This window comes from Streptomyces sp. PTL18, from assembly GCF_059510295.1.
Window position 1 is genome coordinate 785,916 of sequence record NZ_JCAJZO010000001.1, and the last position, 16,028, is coordinate 801,943.

A 16,028-nucleotide genomic window follows, 5' to 3' on the forward strand; every position below is an offset into this window, starting at 1 on the left:
CGACGCGGGTGAGGAACGTCCTTCTGCTGCCGGGTCGTCAGTTCACCCGCAGACAGCGCCCGTAGCCGGATACACGAGATCCTGGCTGTTCTTGTCGGACGTCAGCCGTAGGCTGTGGTCGGAAATCAAGGGGAGACGATGACTGACGACCGCAAGGCGATCGTTCCGCTGTGGACGCCGGCGACCGCTGACGTCCGGGTGCCCGCATTGACCGGAGACGAGCCGATGACGGCTGAGCGCCTGGCTGAACTGCGCGGTGTGCCGGCCGGCCCGGCGGACGAGCCGGTTGCCACACGTGAGGTACATCCGCTGCCCGACACCCTCGACCGCGGCCGAGGTATCCCGCTCGATGCCGCGAGTCCCTTGGGGCAGCACCTGTCGCAGCTCATCACGCAATCTGCGCGAAGTTCCTCTGTGGCGGCCACGGCTGCCGCTGCCGGCGAAGGCCTGTACCGCATGGTGGTCCGGCGAAGGTTGCCGCCCGGTTCGGTCAGGGCATCGTTCGCCCGATGGCGTCGAAGGGGGCGCCCGGTGACATCCACGGGTAGTCGATCAACCGGAGGTCTCGTGTACTCAGCCACAGCCGCGCGTCGCGCAGCGCCGACACTGCTGGCGGCGGTCCTGCTGGCAGCGTGCTCGTCCGGACACGACGGCACTGCGCCGGCGGCCCCCGGTGGTGGCTCGTCCCCCACCGCACCGGCCTCCTCTGCGAGCAGCGCCGCGGCAAGTCCCGGCGCGTCGGCCGCGACCGCTTCCGGGGCGTCGGGCTACCCGACCACGGAAGCCGCGCCGGGAGCCGCGGTGCCGCAGGTCCGGGATGCCTTCGCCGTGCTCCAGGCCACCTACAACGACGGCTGCACCACGCCGGGCAACTGCGAGTACTTCCTCACCCGGGTGCTGACCAATCTCGACGACCTGTACAACTCGATGAAAGCCAGCCCGAAGGGAAGCGGCCACTTCGCCGGGCCCCTCAACTCGATCCGCGCGATGCAGGACACCCTCAAGGGCGACGTCGCCTTCCCGAACCTCAAACGGCACCAGAAACTCCTGCTGAGCACCCGGGACAAGGTCAACACCTGGATGCAGTCCCACCCCGACGACTACCGGTGAGGCCGGCCGGCGAGGACCAGGTCGGCCGAGGTCGATCGCCTGCCGCTGATCTCTCCACCGCCGCGGTCCGGTGCACGGCTTGCGCCTCGTACCGGTTCAGGTCGGCGCCGACTCCCAGCGGTACCCCTCGACGGCCAGACCGTAGGGACGCAACAGCGGCTCCAGTTCCGTACGCACCAGGTCGGCGTCACCCGGCGGCAACGTCAGCGACGCCCGCCTCATGCGTACGCTCCACGTCGCCGGATCGGGGAAGACCGCCAGCCGCGGGACCAGGTCGCGCAGGACCAGCCCCTCACGGAACCGTGCCAGGCCGGACACCTCCAGGCGGCAGCCCTCGGTGAAGGAGCGCTCCCCGAAGAGGACCGGCTCCTCCAGCGCCCGCACGGAACTGGCGACCGTGGCACGGCCGACGACGCGTCCGAGGTCACGCGTCGGGTTCCGGAAGCAGCCCCGGGTGGTGTACAGGAAGATCTCGTCTCCCCGTTCCAACGCACGAGCCGCCCTGGCCCGGCCCGCCGGGAATGCCATCCGCTGCTCGGTCACCACCCAGCTCAGGGCGGCACGGTCTCCGATGATCAGCAGGTGCGTGGACGGCATGCCGATCACCATGGTCGGGGTCCGGCCCCTCGGCGCACCGGAGCCGTAGTCCTCCCGGCGTACGCGGACCCCGGGCCGCCGCATACGAAACCTTTGCGCTTTCGAGGGGATCGCTCACCTCGCCTGCCACCTGCGCCGGGTCCACTTTGTCCGCGCGCGCGGCCGGCCGGTCACCCCAAGTTCACCGTGCTGCCCTTCCTCGACGTCTACGCGCGTGGTGTCATGCACGCGCCCACCCCCCGCTCCGAACGTCAACTCGACCAGGAGTCAGACATGTTGTGGAAGGCCCTCGGCCGGGCAGGTGTCGCCCTCGCGGCCGGCGTCGTCGTACTCGCCACCGCCCTCCCCGCGAACGCAGCGAGCTACTCCGCGTTCGCCTTCTCGCAGAGCGGCAGCCAGCCCACCATCTACGACTTCATCAACTCGGCCACCACCTCTCTCGACATGACCATGTACGAGCTGGAGGACACCACCGCGGTCAACGACCTCATAGCCCTGGAGAACAAGGGCGTCACCGTGCGGGTCATCCTGGACCGCCAGCACCAGTCCGCCAACAGCTCGGCGTACAACTCCCTGAGGAGCGCCGGGGTCGGAGTGGTGTGGTCGCCGTCCACCTTCGTCTACACCCACCAGAAGACCATCACGGTGGACGACGTCAAGTCGCTGATCATGACAGGCAACCTCACCTCCCAGTACTACACGACCAGCCGTGACTACGGCGTGTTCGACGACGACAGCCGCGACGTCGCCTCGATCGAGAAGGTCTTCAACGCCGACTACACCGGCACCTCGATCACCCCGACCGACGGCGACCACCTGCTCTGGTCCCCCACCGACTCCCGCAACCGCCTGCTGTCCGTCATCGACGGCGCCACCGCGAAGCTCGACGTCGAAGAGCTGGAACTCAGCGACAGCACGGTGGTCAACGCCATCGTGGCGCGGGCGCAGGCGGGCGTGGCCGTGCGCGTGGTCCTGGAGAACCCGTCCAGTTACTCCAGCGAGGTGTCCGCGATCAAGGCCGCGGGCGGCACCGTCGTCGGCTACTCCGACCCCAACGGCTTCTACATCCACGCCAAGGCGATGGTCGCCGACTACGGTCTGTCCACCCAGAAGGTGGAGGCGGGTTCCATGAACATCAGCAGCAACTCGCTGAACAACAACCGCGAGCTCGGCCTCATCCTCACGGGTACCGGGGTGGCGGAGGCGGTGGCCACCACCGTCGAGACCACCTTCAGCAGCGACTACGCGGGCGGCACTCCCGCCTGATCCGACACCGGTGCCCCTGTCCCGATGCCCTGCGGCACCTCTGCTCCCGCGGGCATCGGGACTCGTCGCGCCCTTCGGACTCCGTCGCGCCGCCGGTATGCGGAGTCCGCCCACCTTGAGGCCCGACTGTCGGAGGAGGTCTGGAGCCGGTCGAGAACGCCGGGATCCCAAGAAGTCTCAGCCGTTTAGGTGCCTGCGGGCTCTGTGCCCGCGGCCTGCTCATCGGCGCCGTACCGCGCCGGGAGTCAGGCGGCTTCGGCTGCGTCCTCGCCTGCGGGACGACTGCCGACGCGTGGTGGTCGACTCGGTGCCGCGGCTGCGGCGCCCCGGCCGTCCCGGTCCGCTCAAGCCCGCCCGTGTGCCTCCTGCGACCGCCGTGACAGCGCGTCGACGACCGCCGCCGCGAACAGCACTCCGCCGGTGATCACGAACTGGAGGGCGATGGGGATGTCCGTGATCGCCATGCCCGAGGAGATCGACTGGATGATCAGCGCGCCGAGCACCGCCGACCAGGTGGTGCCGCGTCCCCCGAACAGGCTGGTGCCGCCGATGACCGCGGCCGCGATGGCGTTCAGCAGCAGGACGCCCGAACCGGAGGACTGGCTCACCGAGGTGATGCGCGAGGCGAGGAACAGGCCGCCGATCGCGGCCATCGTGCCCGAGACGGCGAGCACCGCGGTCTGCACCCGCACCACGCTGAGACTGGCGCGGCGGGCCGCCTCGATGCCGCCGCCGAGTGCGTAGATCTGTCGTCCGTAGTGGGTGCCGCGCAGGAGGATGTCCAGGGCGGCCGTGATGACGAGGAAGATCAGGAGGGCCAGGGGCAGGCCCTGGAACCGGTTGAGCACGTAGGCGGCGGCGAACGCGACCACCGCGAGCACGCCCGAGCGCACGCCGACCTCCGCGAGCGAGCGGTGCGGCAGGCCGCAGGCGCGACGGCGCCGCCTGTCCCGGTAGGAGATGAGGAAGAGCAGGCCGGCGCCGAACGCCGCGAGACCGTAGGCGACGCCGTCGTTGGCGAAGTAGTAGTTGGTCAGGTTGGCGACGAAGCCGTTCTCGGGCAGGTCGATGGTGCCGCTGGTCCGGAGGATGTAGAGCATCAGGCCGTTCCAGGTCAGCAGTCCCGCGAGCGTGACGACGAACGCGGGCACGCGGGTTCTGGCGACGGAGAAGCCCTGGACGGTCCCGGCGGCGGTGCCCGTGAGCACCGCGAGGATGACGGCGAGCCATTCCGGTACGCCGTTGCTGACGTCGAGCACGGCGAAGACGGCCGCCGCGAGACCGCTGATCGAGCCGACCGACAGGTCGAGCTCACCGATCAGCAGCACGAAGACGATGCCGACCGCGATCAGGCCCGTACCCACGATGTCCACGCTGAGATTGGACAGGTTCCGGGGCGAGAGGAAGTTCTTGTTGAGGCACTGGAAGACGATCCATACCGCGGCGAGGACGAGGATGACCGGGACGGAGCCGAATTCGCCGGCCATGAACCTGCGCCGGGACGCGGCGGCCCAGCCCGCCAGGACACGGGCGCTCTTCCGCCTTGGCGGCGGCTGACGGCCGACGGCGGGGTCGGTCCGCGTGTCGTCCGCCCTCCTGCGGCTTTCCTTCACCACTCCACCTCCCGGTGGGCCATCCGGCGGGGAACGTTCTCCGTGGCCCCGGTGATGGAAGAAATGATCTCTTCCTGAGACGCGGTGTTCACGTTGAAGAAGCCGTTGTTGCGGCCGAGTCGCAGCACCGCGGCCCGGTCCGCGAGAGCTTTGACGTCGGCCATGTTGTGGCTGATCAGCAGTACTCCCATGCCGCGGTCCCGCAGGTGGTCGACCAGGTCCAGGACCTCGACCGTCTGCTGGATGCCGAGGGATGCCGTCGGCTCGTCCAACAGGAGCAACCGTGGGTCGCCGAGGAGCGAGCGGGCGACGGCGACCATCTGGCGCTGGCCGCTCGACAGGGAGACGACCGGGCTGCGCAGATCGGCAAGGCCGGTTGCCAGGCGCTTCAGCAGGTCCCGGGTGCGGCGTTCCATCTCCACTTCGTCGAGGAATCCGAACCTGCGGATCTCACGCCCGAGGAACAGGTTGCCGACGACGTCGAGATTCCCGCACAGGGCGAGGTCCTGGTACACGGTGGCGATGCCGAGTGCCCGGGCGTCCTGGGGACGCCTGATCTGGACCGGCCGGCCCTCCCACTCGATGACGCCCGTGTCCGCGGGCGTGACGCCCGAGATCACCTTGACCAGGGTGGACTTGCCGGCGCCGTTGTCGCCCAGGAGTGCCACCACCTCACCGGCCCGAACCTCCAGTTCGATGTCGGCGAGGACCTGGACGACGCCGAAGCGTTTGCAGACGCCGTGCAGTGCCAGCAGGGGTGGAGCCGGCACGGAAACCATCTCCTTCCCGGTCCCGGCCGTGGTGGACCGGTCTGAACCGGCCTACCCGATGAGTCCCAGCTTGTCGCAGGCAGCCTTGAGGCGGGGGATGCAGATCTGCTGGATCGTGTACACCCCGCCTTTCACGAGGGTGTCCTTGATGTTGCCGGCGGTCACGGACACCGGGGTGAGCAGGACGGCCGGAACCGCCTTCGCGCCGCGGGTGTCCACCGTGGTGGTGGCGACACGGTCGAGGCTCTCACCGCGCGCGGCGGCCACGGCCATGGCGGCGCCTTCGGCGGCCTCCGGCTGGAACGGCTTCCAGACCGTCATGTACTGCTCGCCGGCGACGATGCGCCGCACCGCTCCGATGTCCGCGTCCTGCCCGGTGACCGGGGGCAGCGGGCTGACCTTGTTCGCCCTGAGCGAGGAGATGATGCCGGAGGCGAGGGCGTCGTTGGCGGAGTAGACGCCGTCGATGTTGGCGGCGCCGAGGCCGGCGATGGCACCTGACATCTCCGAGTTGGCGAGGTCCGACCGCCACATGGGCGTGTCGAACATCTTGGCGATCTTGACCTTGCCCTTGAGTACCGACAGTGCGCCCTCCTTGAACGCGACCGCGTTGGGGTCGGTGGGGTCGCCGTTGATCATGACGATCTCGTCGCCGCGCCCTCTGTGAGCCATGGCCCGCACAAGTGCCCTGCCCTGGAGTCTGCCGACCTCCTGACCGTTGAAGGAGACATAGCCCGAGATCGGGCCCTCGGAGAGGCGGTCGTAGGCGATGACGGGGACGCCCGCCTCGTGCGCCTTCCTGACCGCCGTGGTGAGCGCCCTGGCGTCGACCGCCACGAGCACCACCGCGTCGATCCCTCTGGTGATCATGGAGTCCACCTGCTGCTGCTGGGTGGCCACATCGCCCCGGGCGTTGGCGTGCTCGACCGTGCAGTCGCCGCACAACTCCTTGATCTTCTTCTCCAGCAGGGGCCTGTCGTCCGTCTCCCAGCGGGACGTGATGGCGTCCGGCATCAGCAGGGCGATGCTCGGGCCGCTCCCGCCGCCGTCTCGGTGGCCGCTCCCCCCGCCCTGTCCACAGGACGCGAGGGCAACGGCCACCGAGACGGCGGCCCCAGCGATGACGGCGTTCCGTATGCAGGTCTTCATGCGGGAGACCTCCCTGCGCCCTCCACCGGGGCAAGGCCCGATCAGTCCTCCGGTCAGGGCCGCTGTGGACGAGGGCGCCAGAGGTCCCGGGCCCGGGTGGGGAGTCGTCGCCACGCGGACCGGCAGGCCGAGGCCCGCCGGAAGGCAGACGGCGACGATGCGGGCGCCCGCACATGGCGCGCCCGCAACGTGCCGACCGGGAGTGACATGACGGCCTCGTCGTCAGTCTGGCATCGGCTGCGGCGACCTGCGAGCGCAACGGGTCCGTAACGGTGGCATGCGAGCGCAACAGGTCCGTGGCGGCGGCCCGGGCCGGCCGGGGCACTACCGGTCGCCGAACCGCTCATCGCCGTCCGGGCCCGGCGAACGCGCCCGGAGGAGCACTGTCGCGCGCCCCGGTCGGCCCGCACGAGCGGTCACCGGGCCCGGCGGTCAGCCGCGGTCGCGGAGGCTGGCTTCTTCCAGGTCGAGCTCCCGCTGGATCCGGCGCCGAGTGGCGTTGCTGATCTTGTTCTCTTCGTAGAGGCGCTGGAGCTCGGCCGCCTCGATGGCGATGAGTGCCCGGCGTATCTCGCGGTAGGCGTCGGCCGGACGGGCGTCCGGGTCGCTGTAGTGCGCGTCCTCGACCTGGTGGATGCGCGCCTCCAGATGGCGACGGGCCTGTTTCAGGGCGGCCTCGGCGGCGGCACCCAGTTCGGCGAGCTGGTCGGGGTCGCCCAGCTGCTGGAGCTCTTCGAGAGCGGCGCGGGCAATGTGCCGGCGGGTCCGGGCCTCCTCTCGGGCGGTGTGCTCCGGTTCCATGGCGATACCGGAGCGGCGGACGACGGGGGCGAGGGTGAAACCCTGGAAGACGAGTGTGAGCGCGACGGTCCCGGTGGTGAGGGTGAGGATGAGCGCCCGGTGCGGCAACGGCGCTCCCGTGTGGGTGACCAGAGGGATGGAGAGAGCGGCGGCCAGCGGCATGACGCCCCTGGTTCCTGCCCAGGACAGAACGGCCGGAACCCGCCAGGACAGGCGCCTGTCGCCCTCCCCGTGCCGGTGATGGATCAGGGCGGACAACGGGAAGACCCACAGCAGTCGGATCACCAGCACGGTGAAGGCGATCAACGGCACCCACAGCGGCCAGCCGCGCTCGTCGTGCGCGAGGTGACGGACGGCGGAGGGGAGCTGGAGGCCGATGAGGGCGAAGACGACGCTCTCCAGCAGGAAGGTCAGGGTGTCGTAGACGGCGTGGACCTGGAGGCGGATGGGGGCGTTGCCGAGCTTGTGGCCCGTGCTGCCGAGAACGGCCCCGGACACGATGACGGCGGTCACGCCGGAGGCGTGGGACTGCTCCGCGACGACGTACGAGGCGAACGGGGTGACCAGTGCGATGACGGTCTCCAGCACGGGGTCCTCGGTCCGTCTGCGGACGAGTGTCACCACGACGGCGACCGCCGCCCCGATGAGCACCCCTCCACCGGCAAGGGTCAGGAACTGCTCGACGGTCCCGGACACGGAGACGGCGCTTCCGGTGACCGCGGTGACCACGGCGACCTTGTACAGGACCAGCGACGTGGCGTCGTTGAACAGGCTTTCCGCCTGCACCATGGCCTGCACGCCCGGAGGGAGGGACAGGCGCCGGCCCAGTGCGGTGACGGCGACGGGGTCGGTGCTGGCCAGGACGGAGCCGAGGATGAACGCGGTCGCCCCGCTGAGCGGGGTGATCGCCCGGGCGACGTACCCGACGGCGACGGCCGAGGCGAGGACCAGGCCGAACACCAGGCCGGTGACCGGGCGCCAGACGGTGCGCAGGTCGCGGACGGAGATCTCCCCGGCCGAGGCGTAGAGCAGCGGGGGCAGCACCAGCACGTTGATCACGTGGGGCGGCACGCGAACCTCGGGGACCCAGGGCATCAGCCCCACGAGCAGTCCGGCGACCACGAGGAGCGAAGGGGCGGGCAGGCTCCAGTGGCGGGCACCGGTCGCCACGGCTGTGGCCAGGACCACGAGCAGCAGGACAACGGTCAGGCCGGTCATGGTGCGTCCCCGATGGGTTACGACTCGATCCCCTCCGACCAGGTGCTTCATCAACGTAACCGAACTCGGGCGGTGCCGCAGGCGGCAGGCTCCGGGGACGCCGGGGGACGCCCGGCACGGGTACGGTCGAGCGGGGTCGGCTCGTCGGGCATTCTTGGGGTGGGCCGACGGCACGGTGAAGGGAGCTGTGGTGGGCGAACGCGCGCACGATTCGCGCGAGGTGGAGGCATCCGGGGTGTCTCCGCAGCTGCGGCTGGACGCACTGCTGGACGACCTGCAGCAGCAGGTGGCGCAGGTCCGGGGAGCCCGGGACCGGGTCCACACGTTGCTCGACGCGGTACTGGCGGTCGGCTCCGACCTGGACCTGGAGGTGGTGCTGCACCGCATCGTGGAGTCGGCGGTCGCCCTGGTCGACGCCCGCTACGGGGCGCTCGGCGTGCTGGGCGAGGAAGACACGATCAAGCAGTTCGTCACGGTCGGCATGGACGAGGAGACGATCACCCGGATCGGGCACTATCCGCGCGGCGAGGGCATCCTCGGGCTGCTCATCCGGCACCCCGAGCCGCTGCGCCTGGCGAACCTGGCGGAGCATCCGGCGTCCGTCGGCTTCCCGTCCGGGCACCCGCCGATGACGAGCTTCCTCGGCGCCCCCGTCCGGGTGCGGGACCAGGTCTTCGGCAATCTGTACCTGACGAACAAGCAGAGCGGCGCGGAGTTCGACAGCGACGACGAGGCGGTGCTGCGCACCCTCGCTGCGGCGGCAGGCGTGGCGATCGACAACGCCCGGCTGTACGACGATGCGCACCGCCGGCAGCGGTGGCTGGCGGCGAGCAACGAGCTGACCCGCAATCTGCTGTCGGGCGCTGAGCCCGCCGCGGTGCTCCAGTCCTGCACCGGCACCGTGCGGGAGATGGCCGGAGCGGATCTGGTCACCTTGGCGGTGCCGGTCGGTGACCGTGGCGAGCTGGTCATCGAGGCGGCCTCCGGACCGCTGGCCGAGGAGGTCCGCGGGCTGGTGCTGCCCGCCACGACTCTGGCCGCGAAGGTCTACACGTCCGGGGAGACGATCATCAGTGAGGCCGTGAGCGCCGACCCCCGCTCCGAGGGCGGCAGCGCCTCGGTGGTGGAGCTCGGGCCGGCCTTCTTCGCACCGCTCGGCACCCGGGAGCACGTCCGCGGAGTGCTGCAGGTCGCGAACGTGCCGGGCGGGGACCTCTTCACCGACGCCGTGATCGACATGGTCGCCGGGTTCGGCAACCAGGCCGCGTTGGCCCTGGACGTCGCCGAGCACCGGCGGGACGCCGAGCGGATGGTCGTGCTCAACGACCGCGACAGGATCGCGCGGGACCTGCACGACCTGGTCATCCAGCGGATGTTCGCCGGCGCGCTGACGTTGCAGTCCACGCTGAGCCGGGTCTCCGGCCTGCCCGAGGTGGGCGAACGGATCCAGCGCGTCGTGGACGACCTGGACGACACCATCAAGATCATCCGCTCCACCGTCTACGCGCTCCGGGAGCACGACCAGGCCCGTCGTGGCACCGGGCTGCGTGCCCAGTTGGTGGCGGCCACCGAACGGGCCACCGAAACGCTCGGCTTCGCCCCCGCGCTGCGCATGACCGGGCTGCTGGACACGGCCGTGTCCGCCGGGCAGGCCGAGCACCTGCTGGCCGTGCTCGGCGAAGCCCTGTCGAACGCCGCCCGGCACGCGCACCCCACCGCTGTCGACATCGGCGTCGAGGTCACCGACGCCGCCCTGAAGCTGCGTGTCGCCGACAACGGCCGCGGAATCGACCCGGCGGTCACCCGCCGCAGCGGCCTGGCCAACCTTCGCCGGCGCGCGGACGAGATGGGCGGCACGTTCACCCTGTCCGCGAACCGGCCGAGCGGCACCGTCGTCGAGTGGGCGGTCCCGCTCGGCGCATCCGCCTGACGCTTCCCGCCCGGCCGGGAGGGCACGCGGCTGCTCAGCCGTCCCACGTCCAGTCGGCGACCTCGGGGAGATCCGTGCCGTGCTCGCGGATCCAGACGTGGTGGCGCTGCCGGACATCCTCCATGTGCTGGCGTACGGCCGCCGCGCGGACCGCGAGGCCGGGGACGCGGTCGATGACGTCCATGACCAGGCGGTAGCGGTCGAGGTCGTTGCCGACCACCATGTCGAACGGCGTGGTGGTGGTGCCGATCTCCTTGTAGCCGCGCACATGGAGGTTGCGGTGGCCGGTACGCCGGTAGGCCAGGCGGTGGATCAACCACGGGTAGCCGTGATAGGCGAAGATCACCGGCTTGTCCGGGGTGAACAGCCCGTCGTACTCGAACTCGCTCAAGCCGTGCGGGTGTTCCTCGCTCGGCAGCAGCCGGGCGATGTCGACGACGTTGACCACCCGCACGACCAGTTCGGGCAGGTGGCGGCGCAGCAACCGGGCCGCCGCGAGGACCTCCTGGGTGGGTACGTCGCCCGCGCAGGCCAGTACCACGTCCGGTTCGCGTGAGCCGTCCTCGGTGCCGGCCCACTCCCAGATGCCGGCGCCGCGTGCGCAGTGCACCTTGGCCTCCTCCATCGACAGCCAGTCGAAACAGGGCTGTTTGCCGGCGACGATCACGTTGACGTAGTCACGGCTGCGCAGTGCGTGGTCGGCCACCGACAGCAGGGTGTTGGCATCCGGCGGCAGGTAGACCCGTACCGCTTCGGGGCTCTTGTTGAGGATGTGGTCGACGAAACCGGGGTCCTGGTGGGAGAAGCCGTTGTGGTCCTGTCGCCACACGTGCGAGGTGAGCAGGTAGTTGAGGGAGGCGACGGGAGCGCGCCAGGACAGGCGGCGGGAGGTGCGCAGCCACTTGACGTGCTGGTTGACCATCGAGTCGACGATGTGCACGAACGCCTCGTAGCAGGAGAACAGCCCGTGCCGGCCGGTGAGGAGGTAGCCCTCCAGCCAGCCCTGGCAGGTGTGTTCGGAGAGGATCTCCATCACCCGGCCGTGCCGGTCGAGGTGTTCGTCCACCTCGAGGGTGGCGGCCTGCCAGGCCTTGCCACTGGCCGCGTAGACGGCCTGGAGGCGGTTGGAGGCCGTCTCGTCGGGGCCGACGAGACGGAAGTCGCGGCGGTCGGCGGTGGCCCGCATGACGTCCTGGAGCATGTCGCCGAGGACTCGGGTGGGTTCGTGCAGGGTGGCGCCGGGCTTGTCGACCTCGACGGCGTACCGCTCCAGCGGCGGCAGGGGCAGCTCACGCAGCAGGAGTCCACCGTTGGCGTACGGGGTGGCGCCCAGCCGACGCGCCCCTTCGGGGATGCACGCCAGCACGTCGGGGCGCGGGGCGCCGTGCTCGTCGAACAGTTCTTCCGGCCGGTAGGAGCGCAGCCACTGCTCCAGCTGCCGCAGATGCTCCGGGTTGTCCCGTACGGCGGCCAGCGGCACCTGGTGGGAACGCCAGGTGCCCTCCACGGGCAGCCCGTCGACCTGAGCCGGCCCGGTCCAGCCCTTCGGAGTGCGCAGCACGATGACGGGCCAGCGGGGCCGGTCGGTGGCACCGTCCTCGCGGGCGGCGCGCTGGATCGAGGCGATACGGTCCAGGGCGGTGTCCATGGCCTGTGCCATCGCGCGGTGCACGGTGGCCGGGTCGTCACCGGTGACATGGATCGGGTCGTGGCCGTAGCCGCGCAGCAGGTCGTCGAGTTCCGCTTCGGGAAGCCGGGAGAGCACCGTCGGGTTGGCGATCTTGTAGCCGTTGAGGTGCAGGACGGGCAGGACGGCGCCGTCGTGGACGGGGTCGAGGAACTTGTTGGAGTGCCAGGACGCGGCCAGCGGCCCGGTCTCGGCCTCACCGTCACCGATCACACACGCGACCAGCAGGCGGGGGTTGTCCAGCGCGGCGCCGTAGGCGTGCGAGAGCGAGTAGCCGAGTTCACCGCCCTCGTGGATCGAACCGGGCGTCTCGGGTGCGACGTGGCTCGGCACTCCGCCGGGGAAGGAGAACTGCTTGAAGAGCCGGGCCATGCCGGCCGCGTCCCGTGTGATGTCGGGGTACGTCTGCGAGTAGGAGCCCTCCAGCCAGGAGTTGGCGAGCACCGCGGGTCCGCCGTGACCGGGGCCCCAGATGCACAGGGCGTCCAGTTCTCGGGCCTTGATGACGCGGTTGAGGTGGGTGTGCACCAGATTCAGGCCCGGTGATGTGCCCCAGTGGCCCAGGAGGCGCGGCTTGACGTGCTCGGGACGCAAGGGTTCGGTCAGCAGGGGGTTGGCCATGAGGTAGATCTGGCCGACGGCCAGATAGTTCGCGGCGCGCCAGTGGGCGTCCAGCGACCTCAGCTCGTCCTCCTCCAGCTGAGCGGGTGCCTGCTGCGTGTCGGCGGGCATCAGGATTCCTTTCCGTGCCGGGTCGGGTCCCAGGGGCAGTGGTCGGGGTGTCTGGCGTCTTGCGGGTCTCGTGTGTCTTGGTGTCGTGCGCGTCTTGTGCTCCGGTGTGTACGGCCACCCTCCGTCGACGCGCCGGTTACCCAACAGGGCCGTTCGGGCCACAGCCGCCGAGCCGACCGGAACGGAGCATCCGGCAGGCCGCGTTCCCGGCCCGGGGGATCAGTGGGCCGGGGTCGCGGGGACGCGCCGGGTGAGCGCGCGGCGCACACCCGTGCCGGTGAAGGCGAGGGCCGCGGCGGCCACCACCGCGAGCAGGGCCAGCCCGACCGCGTACGAGCCGTAGGCTCCGTAGAGCGAGCCCATCACCAGCGGAGGGACGAAGCCGCCGATGCCCCCCGCGGCGCCGACGACGCCGGTGACAGAGCCGACCGTGTTCGCCGGGGCCAGCAGCGCGACCAGGGCGAACACGGCACCACTGCCCGCGCCGAGCGCGGCGGCCATCGCCAGGAACGCGATCGTGCCCACCGCCGCCAGGGACGGGGTGAACGACTCGACGACGACCACGGTCAGCACACCGGCCAGCACCCGCACCGGGCCGATGCGGTCCGAAAGCCAGCCGCCCACCGGGCGCATGGCCACCGCCAGCAGCACGAAGCCGGCCATGCGGTTCGCCGCGTCCGCCTGGGTCAGGCCGTAGCCGGTCTTCAGGTAGGTGGGCAGGTAGACGGAGAAGGCGACGTATCCGCCGAAGGCGACCGTGTACAGGGCGGACGCCTGCCAGGTGATCCCGAGCTCGAGGGTGGCGGCCAGGCGGCGGGCCAGCGGTTCGGTGGGCACCGTACGGCCGGGCGCGTCCCGCAGCACCAGGGCGGCCACCACCGCGTAGACCGCGAGCACGGCGGCGGTGATCAGAAAGGGGTCGGCCATGCCGTGCGCCTTCACCAGCCCGACCGTGGTCAGCGCGCTGATCGCGGTGCCGCCCATGCCGGCCCCGAAGATCCCAATCGCCAGGCCGCGCCGCTCCGGCGGGAACCAGGCGTTGACGAACGGCACACCGACGGCGAACGCGGTGCCGCCGGTACCGAGGAAGAAGCCACCCACCAGCAGGGCGGCGAGCGAGGAGTGCCCGGCCAGGCCCAGGTAGAGCACGGGCACCATGGTGACGGCCGAGACCAGCGGGAACATCACGCGCCCGCCGAACCGGTCGGTCAGCGCACCGACCGGGATCCGGCCCAGCGAGCCGACCACGACCGGCACCGCCACCAGCAGCGACTGCTGGAACGAGCTGAGGCCCAGGCTGTCCTTGAACCGGGGGCCGAGCGGGCTGAGCAGCGCCCACGCCCAGAAGTTGACGGCGAAGCCCACCGTGGCCAACGCCAGCATCAGGCCCGCCCGGCCGGACACGGTCGCATTCCGTGCCGGTGCCTCGTTCTTCTCCCTCGACGGCTGAAGCATGCCGCCCGTCCCTTCGTGTTCGCCGTGCGGCCCGGGGTCGTACCGGGGCCGCGGGACCTGACGACCGCGTGCCGCGTGCCAGTGACCTGATGCGAATATCCGGATTCGGACCCCCTCGGGGGGTGGGCCACAAGGCCTCATCCGCCGGCCCGGCGGTCCTCGGTTCCCGGCCGACCCGGGACGGGCATCCCGCTCCCGTACCGCGTTGGGGCACAGGCTCTGGCCGCGGCACCGTCGTCGTGGCCTTCGAGGCCGGCGACTCCGACACCGGGACCCGCTGCGGCGGGAGAGTGTGCTCGTCACCGGCCGGGCGACCGCGGTGGGGGACGCGCCGAACACCAACGGCCGTCGCGAACCGGCGAGCGCTCCTCGGTGGTCACGCGCGACGGGGCCTTCGCAGACATCGAGGCCCAGTGGTCGCCGGCCGGGAGCTCGCGGGCGCGCGCGGCCGGACTGACCGCGGACCGGTTCGCAGCGACCGTGCGCGGCCTCGGCAGCCGGAGCCGGTCGCCGGGAGACCGGCCCGGGGCGTACGCGCCCGCTCAGGTCTCCGATCCGGTGCCGGTCGCCGGGGGTGCCGCGCGGGGCTCGTTCGCAGGCGCCGGCACCGCCTGCACGCGGGCGCGGGGGGTGCGGCCGCCGTCCGGACCGTAGCCCATGCGGATCAGCAGGTGCGGGTGGCACCGCCTGCGGGCGAGGCCGACGGCCTCCCGCAGGTCCGGCCATTCCATCGCCTGGTGCAGAAGCGAGGTACGCACCCCGTGCACGGTTGCCGTCAGCAGCACGCGCTGCAGGGCCTGGCCCGCGCGCAGCCAGTCCTCGCGCCGGTCCTGGGAGGTCCACAACAGGGCCACCTGGGCGTGGCGTTCGAAGCGCAGAGCGGGCAGCCGCAGCGTCGGCAGGGGGCCGGTGAAGTCCCGCATCGGCATCCGCCCGGCCGCGTCCGCCGGGCCGAGTGCCGTGACCGGGATGCCGTACGGCCGGTCCGACCCGGGGGCCGTGATCCAGGCGCGGGCCTCGGCGGAGCGCGACCGGCTGGCCTGGTTGCGGGCCTCGGCGACGGCGGTCAGGTGCAGCAGCCTCCGGGTTCCCGCGATGTCCGGCAGATGCAGTCGCGCGCCTTCGGAGTGCGCCGCCGCGGACAGTTCCACCACGACCGGATCGGGCACCGGGCGCCCTGTGAACGGCATCCGGCTGGTGTGCCGCCGCGCGATGGCGTCGTACAGCTTCGCCTCCTGCCCGTGGCGGTCGTGGGGACCTGCCGGGGCGGTGAGCCGTACGGCAGCCAGCAGATCGGGCTCGCCCGGGTCGGGCAGCAGCCACACCTCCGGGCGCCATCCCAGGTGCTCGGCGGCGAGCCGGAGGTTGTACACGGCCGCGCCCACGGACAGATGCTCCGCACGGCCGTCGGGGTCGGCCAACGGCAACAGCCGCTCCCGCACCGCGCGGACCTCCAGGAGCCGGCTCTCCGGGTCCACGCGGAAACGCCAGGGCTGTGTGTTGTGGACGGACGGGGCCGCCACAGCCGCCGCGAGCAGCGCCTCCAGGGCGCCCGCGTCCAGGTCGGGCCTGCGCACCATGCTTCCTCCCTCGTGCGAGTCGACGACACCGGGGGCCGGGAACGGATCGGATCAGCGGTCAGCATCCGCGATCGGGCGGTGTCGGCGCGGCGGCCGATGAGCCCATCGACGGGGGCCGAG

11 protein-coding genes and 1 pseudogene are annotated in these 16,028 nt (G+C 71.3%); 4 read left to right on the forward strand and 8 right to left on the reverse strand.

What is annotated here, in order from left to right:
• Window positions 1-138: 138 nt before the first annotated feature.
• Both AC5WS8_RS03695 and AC5WS8_RS03700 read left to right on the forward strand, forming a co-directional pair.
• A pseudogene (locus AC5WS8_RS03695) lies at window positions 139-542 on the forward strand (hypothetical protein); the annotation flags it as partial.
• A 25-nt stretch (window positions 543-567) separates the two neighbouring features.
• On the forward strand, window positions 568-1,110 hold the full coding sequence (locus AC5WS8_RS03700) for a hypothetical protein (protein ID WP_496101773.1): 543 nt from the start codon (window positions 568-570) through the stop codon (window positions 1,108-1,110).
• Window positions 1,111-1,206: 96 nt separating this feature from the next.
• On the opposite strand, the gene AC5WS8_RS03705 is transcribed toward AC5WS8_RS03700, so the two are convergent.
• A complete protein-coding gene (locus AC5WS8_RS03705; RefSeq protein ID WP_496101774.1) occupies window positions 1,207-1,707 on the reverse strand; it encodes a hypothetical protein in 501 nt (166 codons plus the stop codon).
• A gap of 273 nt (window positions 1,708-1,980) precedes the next feature.
• On the opposite strand from AC5WS8_RS03705, the gene AC5WS8_RS03710 reads away from it, so the two are divergent.
• Complete coding sequence (locus AC5WS8_RS03710; protein WP_496101775.1) at window positions 1,981-2,973, forward strand: phospholipase D-like domain-containing protein; 993 nt, start codon at window positions 1,981-1,983, stop codon at window positions 2,971-2,973.
• 344 nt (window positions 2,974-3,317) lie between these two features.
• Here AC5WS8_RS03710 and AC5WS8_RS03715 read toward each other — a convergent pair whose 3' ends face one another.
• The 4 genes from AC5WS8_RS03715 to AC5WS8_RS03730 form a co-directional block, all read right to left on the reverse strand.
• Window positions 3,318-4,586 carry a sugar ABC transporter permease gene (locus tag AC5WS8_RS03715; RefSeq protein ID WP_496101945.1) on the reverse strand — a complete coding sequence of 423 codons (1,269 nt, stop codon included), beginning with the start codon at window positions 4,584-4,586 and terminating at the stop codon, window positions 3,318-3,320.
• On the reverse strand, window positions 4,583-5,365 hold the full coding sequence (locus AC5WS8_RS03720; RefSeq protein WP_496101776.1) for an ATP-binding cassette domain-containing protein: 783 nt from the start codon (window positions 5,363-5,365) through the stop codon (window positions 4,583-4,585). Before AC5WS8_RS03720 ends, AC5WS8_RS03715 begins: the two co-directional genes overlap by 4 nt.
• Before the next feature lie 42 nt (window positions 5,366-5,407).
• Window positions 5,408-6,505, reverse strand: coding sequence for a sugar ABC transporter substrate-binding protein (locus AC5WS8_RS03725; protein WP_496101777.1), 1,098 nt, complete (start codon window positions 6,503-6,505; stop codon window positions 5,408-5,410).
• Window positions 6,506-6,937: 432 nt separating this feature from the next.
• Window positions 6,938-8,524, reverse strand: a complete 1,587-nt coding sequence (locus tag AC5WS8_RS03730; protein WP_496101778.1) for a Na+/H+ antiporter — start codon at window positions 8,522-8,524, stop codon at window positions 6,938-6,940.
• A gap of 190 nt (window positions 8,525-8,714) precedes the next feature.
• Between AC5WS8_RS03730 and AC5WS8_RS03735 the strand changes: the two genes are divergently transcribed.
• Window positions 8,715-10,454 (forward strand): sensor histidine kinase, encoded by a 1,740-nt coding sequence (locus tag AC5WS8_RS03735; RefSeq protein ID WP_496101779.1) that lies wholly within the window; start codon window positions 8,715-8,717, stop codon window positions 10,452-10,454.
• Between the two features lie 34 nt (window positions 10,455-10,488).
• On the opposite strand, the gene AC5WS8_RS03740 is transcribed toward AC5WS8_RS03735, so the two are convergent.
• The 3 genes from AC5WS8_RS03740 to AC5WS8_RS03750 all read right to left on the reverse strand — a co-directional run bounded on the left by AC5WS8_RS03740 (window position 10,489) and on the right by AC5WS8_RS03750 (window position 15,908).
• The gene (locus AC5WS8_RS03740) at window positions 10,489-12,873 is read right to left on the reverse strand and encodes a phosphoketolase family protein (protein WP_496101780.1); all 2,385 of its coding nucleotides are present in this window, start codon (window positions 12,871-12,873) and stop codon (window positions 10,489-10,491) included.
• A gap of 219 nt (window positions 12,874-13,092) precedes the next feature.
• Window positions 13,093-14,328 carry an MFS transporter gene (locus AC5WS8_RS03745; RefSeq protein ID WP_496101781.1) on the reverse strand — a complete coding sequence of 412 codons (1,236 nt, stop codon included), beginning with the start codon at window positions 14,326-14,328 and terminating at the stop codon, window positions 13,093-13,095.
• Between the two features lie 542 nt (window positions 14,329-14,870).
• Window positions 14,871-15,908: an Acg family FMN-binding oxidoreductase gene (locus tag AC5WS8_RS03750; RefSeq protein ID WP_496101782.1), complete on the reverse strand. Its 1,038-nt coding sequence runs from the start codon at window positions 15,906-15,908 to the stop codon at window positions 14,871-14,873.
• Window positions 15,909-16,028 lie beyond the last annotated feature (120 nt).

What these genes read in the sequence shown, in the direction of transcription:
- AC5WS8_RS03705 (WP_496101774.1), bottom strand. Translation starts at nt 1,707, where the DNA reads ATGCCGTCCACGCACCTGCTGATCATCGGAGACCGTGCCGCCCTGAGC.
- AC5WS8_RS03710 (WP_496101775.1), top strand. Translation starts at nt 1,981, where the DNA reads ATGTTGTGGAAGGCCCTCGGCCGGGCAGGTGTCGCCCTCGCGGCCGGC.
- AC5WS8_RS03720 (WP_496101776.1), bottom strand. Translation starts at nt 5,365, where the DNA reads ATGGTTTCCGTGCCGGCTCCACCCCTGCTGGCACTGCACGGCGTCTGC.
- AC5WS8_RS03725 (WP_496101777.1), bottom strand. Translation starts at nt 6,505, where the DNA reads ATGAAGACCTGCATACGGAACGCCGTCATCGCTGGGGCCGCCGTCTCG.
- AC5WS8_RS03730 (WP_496101778.1), bottom strand. Translation starts at nt 8,524, where the DNA reads ATGACCGGCCTGACCGTTGTCCTGCTGCTCGTGGTCCTGGCCACAGCC.
- AC5WS8_RS03740 (WP_496101780.1), bottom strand. Translation starts at nt 12,873, where the DNA reads ATGCCCGCCGACACGCAGCAGGCACCCGCTCAGCTGGAGGAGGACGAG.
- AC5WS8_RS03745 (WP_496101781.1), bottom strand. Translation starts at nt 14,328, where the DNA reads ATGCTTCAGCCGTCGAGGGAGAAGAACGAGGCACCGGCACGGAATGCG.
- AC5WS8_RS03750 (WP_496101782.1), bottom strand. Translation starts at nt 15,908, where the DNA reads ATGGTGCGCAGGCCCGACCTGGACGCGGGCGCCCTGGAGGCGCTGCTC.